The organism is Micromonospora krabiensis, assembly GCF_900091425.1.
Taxonomy (GTDB): Bacteria; Actinomycetota; Actinomycetes; order Mycobacteriales; family Micromonosporaceae; genus Micromonospora; species Micromonospora krabiensis.
Genome location: NZ_LT598496.1, coordinates 2,183,034 through 2,202,821 on the forward strand (window position 1 = coordinate 2,183,034; position 19,788 = coordinate 2,202,821).

General features: G+C 76.0%; 11 protein-coding genes. 4 read left to right on the forward strand and 7 right to left on the reverse strand.

The features are described from left to right. Nucleotides 1-2: 2 nt before the first annotated feature. From GA0070620_RS09660 to GA0070620_RS09680, 5 genes are all read right to left on the reverse strand, one after another. On the reverse strand, nucleotides 3-3,530 hold the full coding sequence (locus GA0070620_RS09660) for a non-ribosomal peptide synthetase (protein WP_091589548.1): 3,528 nt from the start codon (nucleotides 3,528-3,530) through the stop codon (nucleotides 3-5). Then, nucleotides 3,527-5,836: a lantibiotic dehydratase gene (locus GA0070620_RS09665; protein ID WP_091589549.1), complete on the reverse strand. Its 2,310-nt coding sequence runs from the start codon at nucleotides 5,834-5,836 to the stop codon at nucleotides 3,527-3,529. Before GA0070620_RS09665 ends, GA0070620_RS09660 begins: the two co-directional genes overlap by 4 nt. Beyond that, nucleotides 5,833-9,015 (reverse strand): thioesterase domain-containing protein, encoded by a 3,183-nt coding sequence (locus GA0070620_RS09670; RefSeq protein WP_091589550.1) that lies wholly within the window; start codon nucleotides 9,013-9,015, stop codon nucleotides 5,833-5,835. The genes GA0070620_RS09665 and GA0070620_RS09670 overlap by 4 nt, the downstream gene beginning before the upstream one ends. Continuing rightward, the gene (locus tag GA0070620_RS09675) at nucleotides 9,012-12,479 is read right to left on the reverse strand and encodes an AMP-binding protein (RefSeq protein ID WP_091589551.1); all 3,468 of its coding nucleotides are present in this window, start codon (nucleotides 12,477-12,479) and stop codon (nucleotides 9,012-9,014) included. Before GA0070620_RS09675 ends, GA0070620_RS09670 begins: the two co-directional genes overlap by 4 nt. Nucleotides 12,480-12,804: 325 nt before the next feature. Beyond that, on the reverse strand, nucleotides 12,805-13,203 hold the full coding sequence (locus GA0070620_RS09680) for a DUF2267 domain-containing protein (RefSeq protein WP_091589552.1): 399 nt from the start codon (nucleotides 13,201-13,203) through the stop codon (nucleotides 12,805-12,807). Between the two features lie 287 nt (nucleotides 13,204-13,490). Here GA0070620_RS09680 and GA0070620_RS09685 point away from each other — a divergent pair, with 287 nt between their 5' ends. Next, nucleotides 13,491-14,096: a class I SAM-dependent methyltransferase gene (locus GA0070620_RS09685; RefSeq protein ID WP_091589553.1), complete on the forward strand. Its 606-nt coding sequence runs from the start codon at nucleotides 13,491-13,493 to the stop codon at nucleotides 14,094-14,096. A gap of 87 nt (nucleotides 14,097-14,183) precedes the next feature. On the opposite strand, the gene eccB is transcribed toward GA0070620_RS09685, so the two are convergent. After that, nucleotides 14,184-15,590: a type VII secretion protein EccB gene (eccB, locus tag GA0070620_RS09690; protein WP_091589554.1), complete on the reverse strand. Its 1,407-nt coding sequence runs from the start codon at nucleotides 15,588-15,590 to the stop codon at nucleotides 14,184-14,186. A 139-nt stretch (nucleotides 15,591-15,729) separates the two neighbouring features. On the opposite strand from eccB, the gene GA0070620_RS09695 reads away from it, so the two are divergent. Beyond that, a complete protein-coding gene (locus GA0070620_RS09695; protein ID WP_091589555.1) occupies nucleotides 15,730-16,092 on the forward strand; it encodes a hypothetical protein in 363 nt (120 codons plus the stop codon). 15 nt (nucleotides 16,093-16,107) lie between these two features. Here GA0070620_RS09695 and GA0070620_RS09700 read toward each other — a convergent pair whose 3' ends face one another. Beyond that, nucleotides 16,108-16,743, reverse strand: a complete 636-nt coding sequence (locus tag GA0070620_RS09700) for a flavin reductase family protein (protein WP_091589556.1) — start codon at nucleotides 16,741-16,743, stop codon at nucleotides 16,108-16,110. Nucleotides 16,744-17,067: 324 nt separating this feature from the next. On the opposite strand from GA0070620_RS09700, the gene GA0070620_RS09705 reads away from it, so the two are divergent. Further along, nucleotides 17,068-17,832 (forward strand): polyamine aminopropyltransferase, encoded by a 765-nt coding sequence (locus GA0070620_RS09705; RefSeq protein ID WP_091589557.1) that lies wholly within the window; start codon nucleotides 17,068-17,070, stop codon nucleotides 17,830-17,832. A gap of 118 nt (nucleotides 17,833-17,950) precedes the next feature. After that, on the forward strand, nucleotides 17,951-19,633 hold the full coding sequence (locus tag GA0070620_RS09710) for a long-chain-fatty-acid--CoA ligase (RefSeq protein WP_091589558.1): 1,683 nt from the start codon (nucleotides 17,951-17,953) through the stop codon (nucleotides 19,631-19,633). Nucleotides 19,634-19,788: the final 155 nt, after the last annotated feature.

The following is a 19,788-nucleotide window of genomic DNA, read 5'->3' on the forward strand; positions in this document are numbered from 1 at the left end:
CTTCAGTGCGCGGTGCCGCCGGGGCGGCGAGGTGGGTTACGGCGGGTACGACTGCGTCGGGCGGCGGCGCGGAGCGCGGCGCGGGCGAGTTCCGGCCGGTCGGCGGCGCCGTCGAGGTTGGCGGCGAGCGACCGGATCGTGGGGTGGCGGAACAGGTCGAGCATCGCGATGGAACGCCCGCTCGCGGCGGTGAGCCGGGCGTGGACCGCGGCCAGGGCGAGCGAGTGACCGCCGATGTCGAAGAAGTTGTCGGTGACGCCCACCCGGTCGCGTTCGAGGACCTCCCGCCAGATGCCGGCGATCAGCTCCTCCGTCTCGGTGAGCCCGCCGGGGCCGGCCGGCAGCGGCGACCGCGGCGTCTCGGTGGCCGCGACGGTCATCGCCCCGAGCTGGGCCACCCGGACGGTCGGCCGGGGCAGCTCCACGGCGACGGCGCGCGCGGGCGCGTCCGGGTCGGCGGTGAGCGCGCCGACCAGGGCCGCCAGGTCGGCGAGGAGCGCCTCGACCCGCTCGCCGTCGAAGAGGTCCGGGTTGTGCACCACCTCGACGCCGACCCGACCGGCCCGCTCCACCACGTAGACGGTGATGTCGAACGGTGAGCCGGGCTTCGGCACCGGCACCGGTTCGCCGGCGAGCCCGGCCAGCGTCAACCGGGGCGGCACGAAATTGAGCACGTTGAACAGCATCTGCACCAGCGGCGCCCGGGAGGTGTCCCGGCCGACGCCGAGCGCCTCGACGACGCGTTCGAGGGGCGCGCCCGGGTGGGTCGTCACCTCGTGCAGCTCGGCGGCGCACCGGTCGACCAGCTCGGCGAAGCTCGCCCCGGCGGTACGCACCCGCACCGGCACGGTGTCGATGAAGAAGCCCACCACGTCGTCGAAGGCGGCGAGCCGGCGGTCCGCGACGATCGCGCCCAGCACGTGGTCGTCGCCGCCGGTGAGCCGCGCCAGCAGCTCGCCGAAGCCGGCCAGCAGCACCGCGGCGACGGTCGTCCCCCGCCGCTCGGCCAGGGCCCGCACCGCACGGTCGGTCTCCTCGGTGAGCCGCACCGCCGCCTCGGCGCCCGCGTACGTCTGCACGGCCGGGCGCGGACGGTCCCGGGGCAGGTCCAGCACGGTGGGCGCCCCCGCCAGGTGGGACGTCCACCAGGCCAGGTCCGCCGCGCCCCGGTGGGCGTCGCGCTCGGCCCGCCACACCGCGTAGTCCGCGTACGTGGCGGGCAGCGCCGGCAGGCGCGGCACCCGTCCCGCGACCGCCTGGGCGTACGCGTCGGCGAGGTCGTCGTACAGGACCGCCTCGGACCAGCCGTCGAAGACCGCGTGGTGCAGGGTGATCGCCAGCACGTGCTCGTCCGGGCCGAGCCGGTAGACGGTCACCTGCCAGGGCGGCCCGGTCGCCAGGTCGAACGCGTGGCCGGCACCGGCGGCGAGCATCCGGGCCAGCTCGGCCTCCCGGTCGACGCCGCCGGTCAGGTCGACCACCGGCACGGCCACGTCGGTTGGCTCCTCGCGGACCGCGTACGGGACACCGTCGGTCTGCGGAATCCGCCAGCGCAGCACGTCGTGCCGCTCGGCGACGGCGCGCAGCGCGGCGCCCAGCGCGGCGGTGTCGAGCGGGCCGTGCAGCCGGTGGGCCACCGCGATGTTGTACGGCGCGCTGGACGGGGCGAGCTGGTCGACGAACCACAGCCGCCGCTGCGGCGGGGACAGGGTGGGCGGGTTGCCGGTGGTGAGCCCGTCCCCGTCGGCCGTGGCGGCGGCGGTCACCCGGCCGACCAGACCGGCGAAGGTGCGCTCGGCGAAGACGTCCCGGGTGTCGACGTGCCGGCCCAGCTCGGCACGCAGTGCCGCGACCAGCCGCATCGCCGCGATCGAATTGCCGCCGGCGGCGAGGAAGTCGGTGTCCGGGTCGGGGGCGGCGCCGAGCAGCCGCGTCCAGATCCGGGCCACCGCCGCCTCGACCGGCTCGTCGGGCCGCGGGTCGGTAGGCGTGTCCTCGGTGGGACGGTCCACGGTGGCCAGGGCGCGCAGCGCCGGCCGGTCCAGCTTCCCGGTGGTCGGGCTGACCGGCAGCGCGGCGAGGCGCCGCACCCGGGCCGGGAGCATCGCGGCGGTCAGCCGGGGCGCGGCGTACGCCCGCAGCCGCTCGTCGTCGGGCGCGTCGGTCGGGGCGAGGAACGCGACCAGTTCGGTGCCGGCGGGGCCGGGCACCGCCTCGACGGCGACCCCGTCGACGCCCGGCAGGTCGGCCAGCACGGCCTCCACCTCGCCCAGTTCGATGCGCTGGCCCCGGATCTTGACCTGGCGGTCGGCCCGTCCGAGGTAGACGATCCGCCCGTGGGGGTCCAACCGGACCAGGTCGCCGGTGCGGTACAGCCGCTCTCCGGGCCGGTCGGCGAACGGGTCCGGGACGAACCGCTCGGCGGTCAGGCCGGGCCGGTTCAGGTAGCCGTCGGCGAGACCCGGCCCTCCGATGAGCAGCTCGCCGGTCTCCCCCGGTGGCACCGGGCGCAGCCGCTCGTCCACCACGTACGCCCGGTGGTTGGGCAGCGGCACGCCGATCGGCACCGGGTCGGTCTCGGTGGCGGTCAGCGGGCCACTCACCGCGAGCACGGTGGTCTCCGTCGGCCCGTAGCCGTTGAGGAGGGTGCGTCCGGGCGCCCAGCGGGCGGCCAGCCCCGCCGGCACCGCCTCCCCGCCGCAGAGCACCACCCGCCACGCGGGCAGCTCCGCCGGGTCCAGCATGGCCAGCACCGTCGGCGTGATGAAACCCCAGTTCACCTCGTGCGCGGCGACGAACCGGGCCAGCCGCACCGGGTCGGCCCGATCGTCCGCGCCGAGCAGTTGCACGGAGCCGCCGAGCAGCAGCGGGACGAACAGGTCCATGGTGGCCGCGTCGAAGCCGAGCGAGGCGATGCCGAGGCTGCGTACGCCCGCGTCGGCGCCGGTGAGCGCGACGACCCCGTGGACGAACTCGACGGCGTTGCGGTGGGTGGTGAGCACCCCCTTCGGCCGGCCGGTGGAGCCGGACGTGAACAGCACGTACGCCGGATCACCGGGTCGGGCCGGGCCGGGCGTCACCGGCCCCGGCGCCGCCGCCGGTGCGGGCAGCGGCAGGGCCACCACCCCGGGCACGTCCGCGAACTCGGCCTCGGCCGCGTCACCGACCACCACGGACACGCCCGCGTCGGCGGCGATCTCCCGCAGCCGCCGGCGCGGACCGCCCGGCTCCAGCGGCACGTAACAGCCGCCGGCGAGCAGCACCCCGAGCACCGTGGCGACCAGCTCCGGACGGCGGTGTCCGCAGACCCCGACCCGGGTCTGCCGGCCGACACCCTGCCCGCGCAGGGCGGCGGCCACCCCGGCCGCCCGGTCCAGCAGCTCCCGGTAGGTGAGCCGGGCGTCCCACTGCCGCACGGCGACCGCGTCGGGCGTCCGCGCGGCCCGCGCGACGATCAGCTCCGCCAGCGTCGCGTCCGGCCAGGGCAGCGTCTCCCCGTGCACCGCGCTGATGGACAGGATGTCGGTCACCCGTTCTCTCCCCGGTAGCTTCTCGGATCGGTGATCTGCAGGCGCAGTTCGCTGACGTGCCCGCGGCCCTGCGCGTCGGTCACCCAGGTGTCCTCCGGCGCCGGCAGCAGTTCGCTGACGACCACGGACACGTCCGGGCCGGTCCGCGCCGCGGCAGCCACCAGCTGGCAGAGCGACTGGGCGTGCAGCGGGCTGGTCAGGTCGACGTAGCAGGGCTTGACCTCGGTGCCGGTCTTCACGAAGACCCGCTCCGGCAGGCTGAGCCGCCGTCGCCAGCCGCGGACCGCGAGGAAGCGTTCCGCGTCGCCGGTGACCTCGGCCAGGCCGCTCTCCCCGGCCGTGGTCCGCCACGTCCGGCGCGCCACCACCAGCCGGTCGATGGTGATGCGGGGCGTGTGCGGGGCCGGCGCGACCAGCTTGAAGCTGTCCAGCAGCAGCGAGCCGAGCAGGTGCGCGAAGATCTCCACGAGGGGCCAGCGGCCCCCGTCGGGCAGCACCGCGGTCAGCTCGCCGTCCACCGGCTCGACCCGGACCTCGGTGGCCGGGACGAGCGCGTCGACGTCGGCGCCCCGCGCGGTGTCGATGCCGAACTGCCGGTCGTCGGGCCCGGTCGACGCGTACGTGGTGCGGGTGGTGACGCGGGGGAAGCCGTCGGGGTAGAGCACCCGGGCCCGGGCCGGGCCGAGGTCGGCGTCCAGACCGGCGCGCAGGGCGGCCGGGTCCGGGTGGAACGGCGCGAAGACCACGCTGTCGAACGGCGCGTACGCGGGGTGCAGCTCGCCGAGCACCAGCAGGAAGTCACCGGCGTTGACGGCCGCCACGTCGCGGGCCACGACCTGGACGTCCGGGCTGTGGATGCGGGCCGACGGCCAGCCGGGGCCGGTCGCGGCGAAGAGCCGCGCCGCCCGGTCGGCCAGTGCGTCGCCGCGCAGCCGCAGCTCGGGCTGGTCGGCGGCGACCGTGTCGAGGCCGAACAGCTCCGTCCAGCGGGCGGTGAACCCGGCGCTCGCCCCGGCGAGCGGGCCGTCGGGGGCGAGCAGCAGCCCCTGCGCCAGCGCCCAGACGTCGGCCAGCCGGACCGGGCCGTCGCCGCGCAACTCGGCGTGCAGCTCGTCGAGGACGCCCCGCAGCGCCGCGCCGACCTCGGCGGTGAGCCAGCGGGCCGCCTGGAGGACGATCGCCAGCGGTGTCGCGAGGGCGTCGAGCACCCCCGCGCCGATGGTCGCCGTCAGGTCCCGGGCGGTCTCCTCGTACAGCACGGTGCGGCCGGCGTACATCTGGCCGCCCTGCCGCGTCGCGGGCCCGCCGGTGGCGGCGGTGAACTCGGCGTCCAGCGCGGCGAGCGCGACGCGCAGCCGGTCCGCGTCGCCGGCCGCGGCGGCCACCGCGTCGCGGGCGGCGCACAGCCGGTCGAAGCCCTCGGTCACGGCGGCGCGGACGGCGGGATCGCCGACGGCGGCGAGCCGGTCCCGCAGCACCCGTTCGGCGCGCGGGCTGACCGGCAGGGCCGCGTCCCAGGTCAGCAGGCCCCGCCCGACCAGCCGGTCGAGCAGCAGGTAGCCGTCGTCCGCGGTGCGCAACCCGGTCTCCGCGTCGGCGCGGGCGCGCTCCACGACCGTCACGGCCGGGGTCCGCCCGTCGCAGTACGCCAGCAGGCGCGCCTCGGCGGCGGTCAGCTCCAGCGGTGGGTGCAGCGGTCGGCGCAGGTGCCGGCCGGCGACGCTCAGGTGCGGGGGCAGCGCGGGCGCCCACCACCGGCGAACGGCCAGGTCCTCGGCGAGCCGGTCGGCGTACGCGATCAGCGCCCACGCCTCGAAGTGGACGTCCCGGCGGGACACCAGCGCCGGGCCGGGGTCGAGCCGGGTGTCCGGGTCGTCCGGGTCGAGGCGCACCCAGCAGACCGGCCCGAAGAAGCCGATCGTCTCCGCCTTGCCGCAGTAGCGCTGCCAGTACCGCAGCAGGCGGCCCTCGCGTTCGCGGCGGCGCCAGTTGCGGGCCGTCGCGTCGGTGCGCCGCAGGCCGTCCAGCGCGGTCAGCATGCCCGGGTTCTGCCAGGTGACCGCCTCCCGCAGCAGCGGGTCGCCGGCGAGGGCGTCGGCCTGCGCGGAGGTGTCGAGCAGCGCCGCCCGAAACGCCTTGTCGAACAGATCCTCGGTGCCGTCGCCGGCCAGCAGAGCGTCGGCGGCGGCCGCGGCCTCCGGCGCGGTGAACGCCGCCAGCCCCGCGGCCGGGAACCCGGCCGTACGCAGCACCGCGTCGCGCCACAGCCACCAGCCGGTGTCGCCGAGCGGGAACCGGTGGCTCATCGGGTCGCCGCCGGCTCGGCGCCGTCCACGATGTGCAGCCGCAGCTCGCTGAAGTAGCGCCGGCCCTGCGCGTCCGGCACCCACGCGTCGTCGGGTGTCGGCAGCATCTCGCTCACCACCAGCGACACGCCGTCGCCGCCGGCGACGCGGGCGGACCGGACCATGGCGCAGAACATGTTGGCGAACGCCGGGCTGCTCAGGTCGACGAAGCAGGGTTTGGTCTCGGTGCCGAGCTTGATGTAGACCCACTCGGGCAGCCGGAGTCGCCGGCGCCAGCGCCGGATCGCGAGGAACCGCTCCCGCTCGCCGGTCACCGCGCCCAGGCCGCTCTCCCCGACCGTGGTGCGCCACGTCTGGCGGGCCACCACCAGGCGGTCCAGGGTGATCCGCGGCGTGTACGGCGCGGCGGCGACCAGCTTGAACCCGTCGACGGCGTGTGCCGCGAGCAGGCCGGCGAAGATCTCGGTCAGCGGCCAGCGCTGCCCGTCCGCCGCGGTCGCGACCAGTCGGCCGGCCTCCTCGGTGACGGTCAACGCGACCGTCGGCAGCACCCGTTCCGGGTCGGCGCCCGGGGCCGGCAGGAACGCGAGCTGCCGGTCGGTCGGGCCGACCAGCGCCTCGGCGACCCGGCTGGTGCGCCGGGGCCAGTCGGTGGGGAACAGCAACCGGATCCGCCGCTCGCCGAGGTCCTCCGTGAGGGCGGCCCGCAGCCGCTCCACGTCCGGGTGCGACGGGGTGAACACCTGGCAGTCGAACGACGGCCAGGCGGCGTGCAGCTCGCCGAGCACCACCGTGTAGTCGCCACGGGCCAACGCGTCCGCGTCAGTGGCGCAGATCTGGAGGTCGGGGCTGTGCAGGCGGGCGTTGGTCCACTCCGGCCGGACACGCGGGAAGACCTCGGCGACCCGCCCGGCGAGCTCGTCCACCCGCAGCCGCACCTCGGTCGTACCGGGGGGCAGCGTGTCCAGCCCGAACAGCCCGGCCCAGCGGCCCGCGAACTCGGTGGCCACCGCGTCGACCGGGCGTTCGCCGTCGCCCCAGAACATTCCCTGGACCAGGAACCACAGGTCGGACAGGGCCACCGGCCCGTCGCCCGCCTCCGCGCGCAGCTCGTCGTAGAGCTCCCGGAACACCGTCCCGTACGCGTCCTCCAGTGCCCCGGCCAGCCAGCGGGCCGCCTGGAGCAGCACGCCCAGCGGCGCGGCGATGCCGTCCAGCAGCGGCGCGCCGAACACCACGTCCAGGTCGCGGCTGGTGTCCTCGTAGCAGAGCGTCCGGCCGGCGTACATCTGGCCCTCGCGGCGGCGCGGCGGCTGGCCGGTCAACGCGGTGAACGTCTCGTCCAACCCGTCCAGTGCCACCCGCAGGGTGTCCGGGTCGCCGGCCGCCGCGGCGACCGCGTCCCGCGCCGCGCGCAGCCGCGCGAAGCCGTCTCGGGCGGCGGCCCGCGCCTCCGGGTCGCCGACGGACTCGATCCGCTGCGCCAGCACGTCCTCGGCGGCCGGGCTCACCGGCAGCCCCGCGTCCCAGACGACCAGCTCCCGCTCGACCAGCCGGTCGAGCAGCGCGTACCCGTCCTCGGGCCGGCGCAGCCCGATGCCCGGGTCGGTGACCAGGTCACCGGCGGACCGGTGACCGTCGGCGGCGGCGAGCAGCGCCGCCTCCACCGGGGAGAGCAGCACCGGCGGCCGGCCGGGTCGCCGCACCGCCCGGCCGTCGAGCCGCAGGTGCGGGGCGAGCCGCGGCGGCCACCACCGGCGTACGGCGAGGTCGGCGGCGAGGTGGTCGGCGTACGCGGTCAGCGCCCACGACTCGAACCACACCCAGCGGCGACGGGTGAGGGCCGGACCGGGGCGGACGTCGGCGGTGTCCGACCGGGTCGGGTCGAGGGTCGCCCAGCAGCTCGGTCCGAAGAAGCCGACGGTCTCGTTCTTGCCGCAGTAGCGCTGCCAGTACTTGAGCAGCGCGCGTTCCCGATCCCGCCGACGCACGTTGCGCGGCGCGTCGGGGCCGCCCTTGCGCAGCCCGTCGAGCGCGAGCAGGGCGCCCCGGTTCTGCCAGGTGATCGCCTCCCGCAGCAGCGGGTCGCCGGCCAGCTCGGTCAGCCGACGGCCGGTGGCGGCGACCGCCTCGGCGAACTCCTTGTGGAACTGCTCCTCCCCGCCGCCGGTGGCCAGCAGCTCGTCGGCGGCGGCCGACGCCTGCGGGGCGGCGAGCATGGTGAGCCCGTCGGCGGGGAAGCCGGTGGTGCGCAGGATCGCGTCGCGCCACACCGACCAGCCGGTGTCGCCAAGCGGCACCCGGTGGGCACCGACGGCGGGCGCCGGGCCGGCGGCGGTCGCGGTGGCGTCGCCGGTGACCGCCTGCTCGGCGTCGACGGCGGGGACGGACGCGGCGGCGGTAGCGGCGTGGCCGTTGGTCGGCGCGGCGGGCGACCCGTCGGTGTCGGCCAGCGCCGCGGTCAGGTCGGCGCGGATCGCGGCGGCCAGCTCCGGCAGCGCGTCGTGCAGGAAGAAGTGCCCGCCGTCGATCTCGCGCAGGGTGAAGCCGGCCGCCGTGTGCTGCCGCCAGGCCTCGCTGTGCGCGCGGGTCACCGCCGCGTCGTGCCGGCCGGCGAACGCCACGACCGGCACCGGCAGCGGTTCGCCGGGGGCGTAGCGGTAGCTGTCCACCCGCCCGAAGTCGGCGCGCAGCAGCGGCAACAGCAGCTCCACCAGCTCCGGATGGTCGAGCACCTCGGCGGGGAGGCCGCCGCCGGTGCCGAGCCGGCGCAGCAGCTCATCGTCGTCCACCGTGGACAGGCCGTCGAAGAGGCTGGGCGCGGTCACGTGCGGGGCGCGCGCGCCGCCGACGTACAGCCGCAGCGGCAGCCGCTCGCCCTCCCGGCGCAGCTCACGGACCACCTCGAACGCGACCCGGCCGCCCATCGAGTGCCCGTAGATCGCGTACGGGCCGGTGGCCCGTCCGGCGATGGCGCGGGCCACGTCGGCGACCCGGAACCGGGGATCCTCGGTGATCCGGTTCTCCCGCCCGGGCAACTGCACCGGCAGCACCTCGACGTCCGCGCCGAGCGCGTCGGGCCAGTGGCGGAACGCGCTGGCCCCGGCGCCCGCGTACGGCAGGCAGAAGAGTTGGACCGGCGCCGCGTTCCGGGCTCCGGCGGAGACGAACCAGTTCACCGCGCGCCTTTCCGAGAGGGGTCGATCCAGTAGCGCTGCCGCTGGAAGGGATAGGTGGGCAATCCGGTGCGGCGGACGGTGCCCTCCGGGTGCAGCGCCGCCCAGTCCACGTCCCCGCCGGTCACCCACGCGGCGGCGAGTTCGCGCAGCTCGGCCGGCTCGCCGGCCACCAGGGCGCCGGACTCCAGCAGGTCGTCCAGGGCGGCGACCGCACCGGCCAGGTCGGTCGCGACCACCGCGGCCCGGTGGTCGAACGCCCGCCGTCCCAGGGCGAGGGTCGCGGCCACCTCGGCCAGGGCCGGGGCGGCTCCGGCCAGGTGCTGCCGCAGCCGGGTCAGCGCGTCCCGCAGCGCCGCCGGCGTACGCGCGGAGACCGGCAGCAGGTGCGCGGCGGGCACCTCCTCGGCCGGGTCGACCGGCGGTGGCTGCTCGACGACGACGTGCGCGTTGGTGCCGCCCAGGCCGAACGAGCTGACCCCGGCGACCCGGCGCGGCGCCTCCGGCCAGTCCCGCGCCTTGGTCGGCACGTAGAAGGGACCGCCGGCGAGGTCGATCTCCGGGTGCGGTCGGGTGAAGTGCAGGTTGGGCGGGATCACGCCGTGCTGCACGGCGAGCACCGCCTTGATCAGGCTGGCGATGCCGGCGGCGGCGTCCAGGTGCCCAATGCCGGTCTTGACCGAGCCGAGCGCGCAGGTCTCGGCGGGGCCGCCCGCGTACACCTCGTGCAGCGCGGCGACCTCGATCGCGTCGCCCAGCGGGGTGCCGCTGCCGTGCGCCTCGACGAACCGGACCTCGCCCGGGGCGACCTCGGCGGCCGCCAGGGCGCCGGCCACCGCGGCGGCTTGGCCGGCGGGGCCGGGCACGGCGAAGCCGGCGCGGTCGCGGCCGTCGTTGGTGACCGCCCAGCCGGGCAGGATCGCGTAGATCCGGTCGCCGTCGGCCTGCGCGTCGGCGAGCCGGCGCAGCGCGACCACCCCGACTCCGGAGCCGAAGCCCGAGCCGTTGGCGGCCTCGTCGAAGGCGCGGCACCGGCCGTCGGGGGACGCCAGCCCGCCGGGGGTGTGCCGGTAGCGGGGCCAGGTGACGTTCACGCCGCCGGCCAGCGCGATGTCGCACTGGTAGTCGGCCAGGCTCTGCGCGGCGAGGCACACCGCGACCAGCGAGCTGGAGCAGGCGCTCTGCACGGCGAGCGCCGGCCCGGTCAGCCCCAGCCGGTACGCGACCTGCCCGGGCAGGTGGTCGGTGAACTGGCGGCCGACCAGCCGGGCCTCCCAGTCGTCCGGGTCCACGTCGCCGACCACGGCCGGGTTGTCCATGAGGTGGAACAGGAAGTAGCGGTTCGCGGAGGTGGCCGCGTACACCCCGACGAGGCCGGGGAAGCGGTCCGGGTCGTGGCCGGCGTCCTCGATCGCCTCCCACGCGGTCTCCAGGAACAGCCGGTGCTGCGGGTCGGTCCGCGCCGCCTCCTGCTCGCCGAAGGCGAAGAACTCGGCGTCGAAGTCGGCGACGCCGTCGAGCCGGCCGGCGGCGCGGACGTGCCGCGGGTCGGCGCGCAGCCCCGGGCCGATGCCGAGCGCGGCCAGTTCGTCGTCGGTGTGGTCGTGGACGGCGTCGACGCCGGCGCAGAGGTTCCACCAGAACGTGGCGAGGTCGGGGGCGCCCGGGAACCGGCCGGCCAGGCCGACGACGGCGATCTCGTCGCCGGTGTACTCCCGCGCGGCCACCCGCGGCGCGGGTGGGGTGGCGAGCGCCGGCGCCCGGTCGGTGGCGGCCGGCTCGTCGATCAGCCGGGCCTGCGCGGCCACCGTGGGGTGCCCGAAGAGCCGCAGCATGGGCAGCCGCACGCCGAACCGCTCCGCCAGGCGCTGCTGCACCTGGCCGAGGAGCAGCGACTGGCCACCGACGTCGAAGAAGGAGTCGGTGCGGCCGACGGCGGTCCGGCCGAGCACCGCGCACCAGATGTCGTGCACGGCCCGCTCGGTGGGAGTGGCCGGCTCCGCGCCGGGCGGCACCGCCGGCTCGGGGTCGGGCAGCGCCCGCTCGTCGATCTTGCCGGTGACGGTCAGCGGGAACTCGTCGACCGGCACGACGGCGCGGGGCAGCGCGTACCCGGGCAGCTGCCGGGCGAGCGCCGCGCGCAGGGCGGCCGGGTCGAGCGGGGCGCCGGCCGACCGGACGTACGCCAGCAGCTCGCCGTCGCGGGCGATCGCGCGGACCGCGCCGACGCCCGGCTCGGCGGCGAGCACCGACTCGATCTCGGTCAGCTCGACCCGGAATCCCCGCACCTTGACCTGGCGGTCGATCCGTCCGAGGCAGCGCAGCTCACCGCCCGGCAGCCGCTCGCCCAGGTCACCCGTCCGGTACGTGGGCACGCCGTCTGGGTCGGTGGCGAACCGGTCGTCGTCGCGGTCGAGGTAGCCGGGGGCGAGGTGGGCGCTGCGCACCACGATCTCGCCGTTCTCGGCCAGCCGCAGCTGGTAGCCGGGCAGCGGGGCGCCGATCGGCAACGGGCCGGTGGCATGGGGGTCGGCCTCGGCCAGCGGCAGCGCGTGCCGGGCGGCGAACGTGAACTCGGTGGCGCCGTAGCCGTTGATCAGGACGCACCGGGGTGCGAACCGGCCCCGGCCCCGGGCCGCGTCGGCGTGGGTGGCCTGCTCGCCGCCGAGCAGCACCACCCGGACCTGGTCGAGCCGTTCGACGCCCGGGGTGTCGAGCAGGAAGCGGTAGACCGTGGGCGTGGAGTGGTAGATCGTCGCCCCGTGCTGGCCGAGCTGCTCGACCGCGTGGGCGAGCCCGTGCCGGCGCAGGTCGACGGGGATGACGGCGGCGCCGGTGAGCAGCGCCGGGTAGAGGTCGGGGATGGCCGCGTCGAAGCTGAACGAGGCGAGCAGACTGAGCCGGTCGGCCGGGCCGATGGCGAGGGTGTCGATCTGGTTGCGCACCACGTGCAGGAGGTTGCGGTGGGTCTGCCCGACGGCCTTCGGCACGCCGGTGGAGCCGGAGGTGAACAGCACGTACGCGAGCGCGTCGGGGTCGGTCGGCACGGGCCGCAGCGGGGCGGGACGCACCTCGTCCACGCGGACGCTGCGCAGGTCGGGCCGCTCGGCACCGAGCCGCCGGGCCAGGTCCTCGTGCTCGGCTCCACAGAGGACGAGGGACGCCCCGGCGGCGTCGAGCATGTGCCGCAGCCGGCGGTGCGGGAAGCTCGGGTCCAGCGGCACGTACGCGCACCCGGCGGCGAGAGCGCCGAGGATGGCGGCGATGGTGCGGGCCCCGTGCGCGGTCAGCAGGGCGACCCGGTCACCCGGTCGGGCCCCGGCCGCCGCCAACGCGTCGGCGTACCCGCCGGCCAGGCCGGCCAGCTCGGCGTAGCTGAGCTGGTGGGTCTCGCCGAGGACGGCGGGCTGGTCGGGACAGGCGGCGACGACATCGCCGAAGCGATGGATCAGCGTCTCGTGCGCCATGTCAGAAGGTGGGTGCCACACCCGCGATGGGCGCGCAGCGTTCGACGAACGTGACCATGATCCCCCCCAGGACTTCACATTGAGAGCAGCATATGGCTCTATGTGATGGTGGAAAGATCATCAATGAGAGTCCGGCCGAAGAGCCGATCGTCGCCTCGGACAACGGACGTCAGAATTAGTCCGATCATCCCTCTAGCGGATTGATCTATTACCGCCTAAGCGGCTCGCGGCAAGCAATCCTACGGCGAACAAGGCCCATCACAGTCAAATTTCCTACAAGGTGGGCGGATGTCCGACCTTGGACGGGATGGGAGGGCTCCCGGCCTCACCCGTCGTACGGGGCCGGCGGCCGGGGCTCCACACCGCCGTCGAAACCGCGTGGCAGCCGCGCCACCATCTGGTGGAACTCGCCCACCGTGACGGCCTCGCGCAGGGTCGCGAACACCGCGGCGGTGCCCGCTCGCGCGCTCACCTCGTCGACCCCGGCCCGCTCCCCCACCCGGCGCAGGAAGTCAGCCGGTCCGGCCGCCGCGTCCCGGGCCTCCGAGCCCGGCCCGGCCAGGTAGCCGTCCAGGTCGTCCGGGAGGCGTCCGGCGAGATCGTCCGTCTCGCCGGTGACCCGCTCGGCCATCGTCTGAAGCACGGCGCGGGCGACGGCGACGGCCTGCTCCGGCGGCAGCCCGGATCGCCGGGACACCGCGTCGATGAAGCGGGGAAAGCGCACGCCGCCCCTCCTGTCGTCACACCGGCCCCGCGCTTACCCCGGCACCGTGCCGGCAAACGACGGAGCCCGGCGACGGCACCGGACGGATGGCCAATGTGTGCCACGGCACCAGAACGACGCCGCCGATGCCGGATCCGAGAGCGGAAGTGGTCGATGCTTTCTCGCGTACGGCGGCGGACCTGTCCGGCCGCCGTGGCCCACCGGCGGGCGGGCGCACTGGGGGCTCCCGCCCGCCGGGCCGGCCCGCTGCCGGCCCGGTCGCCCGTGCGGGTGGCTACGGTGGGAGGATGCGCAACCCGACCCGCTGGGCCACCGACACCGGCCCCGAGCACTCGCAGTGGTACGTCGACCGGTTCCGCCGACTCGCCGCCGAGGGGGTCGACCTGGCCGGCGAGGCACGCCTGGTGGACGCCCTGGTCACGCCGGGCTCACGGATCCTCGACGCCGGCTCCGGCACGGGTCGGGTGGGCGCCGAGCTGGCCGCCCGGGGCCACACGGTGGTCGGGGTCGACGCCGACCCGGTGCTGGTCGAGGCGGCCCGGGCCGACCACCCCGGTCCGCGCTGGCTCGTCGCCGACCTGGCCGAACTGGACCTTCCGGCACTCGGTGAGGAGCAGCCGTTCGACGCGGCCGTACTGGCCGGCAACGTGCTCGCCTTCGTCGCTCCCCGCACCGAGCCGGAGGTGCTGCGCCGACTCGCCGCGCACCTGCGACCGGACGGCGTGCTGGCCGTCGGCTTCGGCACCGCCCGGGGCTACCCGTTGACCGCGTTCGACGCCGACGCGGTCGCGGCCGGGCTGCGCCTGGAGCACCGGTTCGCGACCTGGGACCTGCGTCCCTGGCGGGACGACGCGGACTTCGCCGTGAGCCTGCTGCGCCGCCCCGCCTCCTGAACCGCGCGGCGGGCGGCCGTGGTGGCCGGCCTCGGCCCCTTGCGTCAACCCAGGCCCGGGTCGAGGCCGTGGGCATGGGTCACCGGTTCACCTCCGCCCGCCGCCCTGGCCGGCGGCGACGGTGCGCGCCGCCGCCGGGTCGAGCGTCGCACCGGCCGGCACCAGGCTGACCAGGCCCGCCGGCAGCCGGACCGGCCGCACGTCCCGGTAGCCGAGCATGCCCAGCACGGTCGGGTCGGCCAGCGCGTACCGCCGGCCCAGGTCGGTGACCACCGACAGCGCGCCGCCGGACGCGCCGGGCGCCGCGACCGCCTCGACGACCGCGCCGCGGCCAGGCTCCACCACGACATGGTCGGCGCGCACGCCACCGTCGCTGGTCGCGCCGGCGGTGCGCGGCGCGGTGGAGAGGTCCGGCAGTGGTACGCGGACCCGAACCTCCGCCACCCCGGCGTCGTCGCCCACCCCCGCGCAGATCCCGCCCGCCTCCGTGTCGGCCAGCCGTGGCGGGACAGGCGGCGGGGCGCCGGGACCCCGGGGAGCCAGGTCGGGTGCGGCGGGCAGCCCGGCGAACCGGCCGAGCGCGATCGGCTCCGGCTCCCCCTGACCCGTGCGGGCCAGGAGCAGGGCGGCCTGCAACTCGGTGACACCGGCCAGACCGTCGCGGACCACGACCGCGTACTGCCGGCCGCCGCCGGTGTTGCGCACCAGGTAGACGTCGCCGATCCGCGCGCCGGGCACCCGATCCGAGGTCCGCCCGAGGTCGGGCAGGTCGGGTGGGGCCAGGTCCACGCCGGCCGGCAGCGTGTTGAGCAGCGCCGGCGCGACCGGCACGGCCCGCGCCGGGGTGGTGGCGAGCGCGGCCAGCACCCGGGTAGCGTCGCGCACCCGGTAACGGCGCTGCTGCCAGACCAGGTGCAGCCCGCCGTCAGGGTGCCGCAGCAGCAACGCGTCCGCGCCGAGGGGGCGGCCGCCGTCCGCCCCGAGGCCGACCAGCAGCGCCGAACGCGGGCCGGAGTGGTCGTCGTCCTCCGGCGGCGCCGAACACACCGTCCACGGCGCCCTCGACAGCCGCCCCGGCGCCGGCAGCGAGTCGGGCGCGTCGGTGATGCCCAGTGGCAGGCCGCGCGGCACACCCTCGATGGACCGGCGGGAGACCAGCACGGTCCGCGCCTGCTCCGCGCCGACGATCAGCAGCGCGGACGCGTAGTTGAGCACCGGGTGCAGCTTCTGCTCCCGGTAGACGTACCGGGCACCGGACTCCTTCTCCACGATCACCGCACCGGTGTCGCGCCAACCCGTGCCGCCGCCCGCGAACAGCCCGTAGAGCGCGAACGCACCGAGGCCGATCGTCGCGACCAGCACGCTGGCCAGGCCGGCACCGGCCAGTCTCCGGAACGGCGACCGCGCCGGGTCGGTCTCCCGCATGACCAGCGCGGCGACCGCCCGCTGGACGGTGAACTGGTACGAGTGCAGCTGGTCCTGCCGCGACGGCATGAGGTCCCTTCCGGTGGGTCGGCCGGGCCACAGGATATGCGTTCCGTCGATGTCTCGAGGACCCTCCGTGTCCGCCCCTGCCGGCGTCGGCCGTCGACGGGCCGTGATGCCTGGTGGCGGGCGACGGTACGGTCTGCGGATGGATCCCGTTCCCGGAGACCGTCCGTGGCAGCGGCCCGACCGCACCGACCCGCTGCTGCCGGGGCCCGGTCAGGGGCCCGGCGCGCTGGCCCTGCTCTGCGCGCTGCTCGCCCCGGCGAGCTGGTCGGCGGTCGCCTGCACGGTCGCGTGGGCGATCGACGGATCCACAGTGGCGGGCGGGTCACCCCGTCTTCCGGACGTCGTCGGCGTCCTCGCCACCGCGTCCGTGGCGGTGCCGATCAGCGGCGTACTCCTGGTGCTGCTCCGGCGGCGACCCGGCCTGCGCCGGCCCGCGGGCGCGCTCGCGGCGGTGGCGGCGGTCCTCGCGGCACCGGCGCTGCCGCTCACCTGGCCGGGCTGAAACCGGGCCACGTCGTCAGCGTGACACCCGGTCGAGCCGGTGCGGCATCTCCCAGCCCTCGGCGAGCCTCGACGGGTGGACGTTGCGTCCTCCGCCGAAGAACTCGCAGAACTTCATGATGAGCGGGTCCCAGCCGACCGGGTCGACGTAGTGCGTGCCGGGGATCAGCAACGTCTCCTCGACGTGGGCACGCAGGACCTCGACCTCGAAGGAGGTCACGTTCGCCGGGCCGGCGAGCGGATGTACCGCGACGACGCGACACTCCAGTTGGATCGGGCACTCCGCGGCCCGGGGCGGCGAGACGAGGTCCGACGCCTGCTCGGTCAGACCAGCCACCGCGAACTTCTCCGGCTCGTACCGGTAGCCCTGCCGCACCTTGTGCTCCGGGACGACCGAGCGGCCGGTGGTGAGCGCGAGCCGGTCGACGGCGTCGACCAACGCCGACGACGGCAGGTTGAGGACGCACTCCCGCTCACGCCGCAGGTTCGCCGACGTCTGGCTGCTGTCGCCCAGGCCCAGCACACAGGTCTGGTTGAGCCACCAGGCGGAGGACATCGGGGCGAGGTTCGCGGTGCCGTCCTCGTTGCGCGAGCTGATCAGCACCACCGGGGTCCCGAAATAGAGCACCTTGAGACCCGGAACGACATGCATGTTCGGTTCACCTTCCGCGCGTCACGTCACTGGAACGGCTCGCCGCGAGAGGGGCGAGCCGCCGTCAACTCTGCGCGGCACGGGCCGCGCAGGCTCGCGGCAATCGGACGTGGCGTTCCGACCCAGGCGCCGACGTGATCCACACGCTTTCCCTGATGTTGCGGTATCAAGCCGGCCGGGACACCGCAACATCCGGGAAACGGAGTGGATCAACCGACCGGGGGCGTCAACCGTCTCCTGCGCGTCCGCCGACCTGCGTGGTCGCGGGGCCGGTGGCGCGCCGGTCGGTAGCATCCCGGGGCGGGACGACGGAAAGAGGACCACGTGGGCGTGCGCTTCGAGGAATTGGCCTGGCGGGAGACGCCGATCGGCGCCATCAGCCTGCGCCGGCGTCGTGACCCCGCGCTCCAGGTCGACGTGTACGAGGTCAAGCTCGACGACGACTTCCTCATGTCCAGCCTCTTCCCCGTCGCCGAGATCGAGCTGGCCCGGCTGGGCCTGGCCGCGCTGGACGGGAACGCCTCCGACGAGGGCAGGCCCGCCGGGAACGAGCCCGCCGGCGCGCGCGCCCTCGACGTGGTGGTGGGCGGTCTGGGCCTGGGCTACACGGCGCGTACCGCGCTGGACGACCGCAGGGTCGGGTCGCTGCTGGTGGTGGAGGCGATCGAGGACGTGATCGACTGGCACCGGCGGGGTCTGCTGCCGTTCGCCGCCGGGTTGGCGGACGATCCGCGTACCCGCTTCGTGCGCGCCGACTTCTTCGCCGTCGCCGGCGCCGACGGGTTCGACCCGGACCGGCCCGGTCGCCGGTTCGACGCGGTGCTGCTGGACGTGGACCACTCTCCCCGGAACGTGCTGCACCCGAGCCACGCGGCCTTCTACACGCCGGAGGGTCTGCGCCGCCTCGCCCGTCACCTGCGTCCGGGTGGGGTGTTCGCCCTCTGGTCGGACGACCCGCCGGACGACGATTTCGCGGGCGTCCTCGCCGAGGTGTTCGACGACGCGCACGCCCACGTGGTCACGTTCCCGAACCCGCTGACCGGCGGCGAGTCGGCCAACACCGTGTACGTGGCACGGCTCGCGGCCTGACCAGGCGCGCTCGCTCGGCCGCCCGACCGCCGGGCCGGAGACCTACGGTACCGTAGGTTACTGACCCGTAATAGCGGCGAAGGGCGGCCGGCCGCCCACGGCAGCGAGGAGAGACCGGATGGACCTGACCGCCGAACAGCCCTGGCTGCGCAGCTACGCCCCCGGGGTGCCGGCGACGATCGACCCGTCCGAGGAGTCACTCGTCGATTTGCTCGCCGACGCCGCCCGCCGCTTCGGCTCCCGGACGGCGCTCGACTTCTTCGGTGCCATCACCACGTACGCCGAACTGGCCGACCAGGTGGACCGCGCGGCCGAGGCGCTGCGCCGGATCGGCGTCGGCCCGGGCGACCGGGTGGCGCTGGTGCTGCCCAACTGCCCGCAGCACGTGATCGCCTTCTACGCGGTGCTGCGGCTGGGCGCTGTGGTGGTCGAGCACAACCCGCTCTATACCCGGCAGGAGCTGGCCCACCAGCTCGCCGACCACGGTGCCCGGGTGGCGGTGGCCTGGGACAAGGCCGCCCCGTCGGTCGTCGGGGTGGCCGCGGTCGAGACCGTGCTGGCCGTCGACCTGACCCGCGCCCTGCCGCGGCGCAAGCGCTGGGCGCTGCGCGTGCCGCTGCCCCGGGTCCGGCAGACCCGCGCGGCGATGACCGGACCGGCGCCCGGCACCCGCTCGTTCGAGCGGCTGCTGGCCGACGCCGGGCCGCTCGCCGCCGACCATCCGGCGCCGGGTCCGGACGACACCGCGCTGCTGCAGTACACCGGCGGGACCACCGGCACGCCGAAGGGCGCCGTGCTGACGCACCGCAACCTGCGCGCCAACGCCGCGCAGGGCCGCGCGTGGGTCCCGGGCCTGCGCGACGGCGCCGAGACGGTGTACGCGGTGCTGCCGCTGTTCCACGCGTACGGGCTCACGCTGTGCCTCACCTTCTCGGTGAGCATCGGCGCGACGCTGGTGCTGTTCCCCCGCTTCGACGTCGACCAGACCCTGGCCGCGGTGCGTCGCCGCCCGCCGACCTTCTTGCCCGCCGTACCGCCGATCTACCAGCGACTGGCCGACGCGGCCCGGGAGCGCGGGGTCGACCTCGGCTCCGCCCGCTACGCGATCTCCGGGGCCATGGCGCTGCCCCCGGCGACGGTCGAGGTGTGGGAGTCGGTCACCGGCGGGCTGCTGGTCGAGGGGTACGGGATGACCGAGACCTCACCGGTGGCCCTCGGCAATCCGGTCTCCCCGGCACGCCGCCCCGGCACCGTGGGCGTGCCGTTCCCGTCCACCGAGATCCGGATCGTCGACCCCGAGGACCCGTCCCGGGACCGGGCCGCGGGCGAGCCCGGCGAGTTGCTGATCCGCGGCCCGCAGGTGTTCGCCGGCTACTGGCGGCGCCCGGAGGAGACGGCCGCGGTGCTGCTGCCGGACGGGTGGCTGCGCACCGGCGACATCGTCGTGATGGACCCGGACGGGTTCGTCACGGTGGTCGACCGGATCAAGGAGCTGATCATCACGGGCGGGTTCAACGTCTACCCGTCGGAGGTGGAGGAGGCGCTGCGCCGGGTGCCCGGGGTCCGGGACGCGGCGGCGGTGGGCCTGCCTGGCGACGGCGGCGGCGAGGAGGTCGTGGCCGTGGTCGTCCTGGACGAGGACTGCACCAGCGACCCGGACGGCATCCGGTTCGCCTGCCGCCGCCACCTCACCGGCTACAAGGTGCCGCGCCGGGTGGTGGTCGTCGACGACCTTCCCCGTTCGCAGATCGGTAAGGTGCTGCGCCGCCAGGTCCGCGACGGCCTCCTCACCGGCGACTGAGCGCGGACGTCGCCGCTGCCGGTGACCCAGCGTCGCCCGACCCTCCGGCTCCGCTGAGACCGCCGGCCTCGGGCGCGGACGGTGCCGGGCAGGGGGTTGACGAACATCCCGCCATTCAACACGGCCCGCACCCGTCGCCACTGCGGTCATCCCCG

Bases quoted from the DNA above. Each gene is read 5' to 3' on its own strand.
- GA0070620_RS09675 (WP_091589551.1), bottom strand. From the start codon at position 12,479: ATGGCGCACGAGACGCTGATCCATCGCTTCGGCGATGTCGTCGCCGCC.
- eccB (WP_091589554.1), bottom strand. From the start codon at position 15,590: ATGCCGTCGCGGCAGGACCAGCTGCACTCGTACCAGTTCACCGTCCAG.
- GA0070620_RS09710 (WP_091589558.1), top strand. From the start codon at position 17,951: ATGGACCTGACCGCCGAACAGCCCTGGCTGCGCAGCTACGCCCCCGGG.
- GA0070620_RS09695 (WP_091589555.1), top strand. From the start codon at position 15,730: ATGGATCCCGTTCCCGGAGACCGTCCGTGGCAGCGGCCCGACCGCACC.
- GA0070620_RS09685 (WP_091589553.1), top strand. From the start codon at position 13,491: ATGCGCAACCCGACCCGCTGGGCCACCGACACCGGCCCCGAGCACTCG.
- GA0070620_RS09700 (WP_091589556.1), bottom strand. From the start codon at position 16,743: ATGCATGTCGTTCCGGGTCTCAAGGTGCTCTATTTCGGGACCCCGGTG.
- GA0070620_RS09665 (WP_091589549.1), bottom strand. From the start codon at position 5,836: ATGAGCCACCGGTTCCCGCTCGGCGACACCGGCTGGTGGCTGTGGCGC.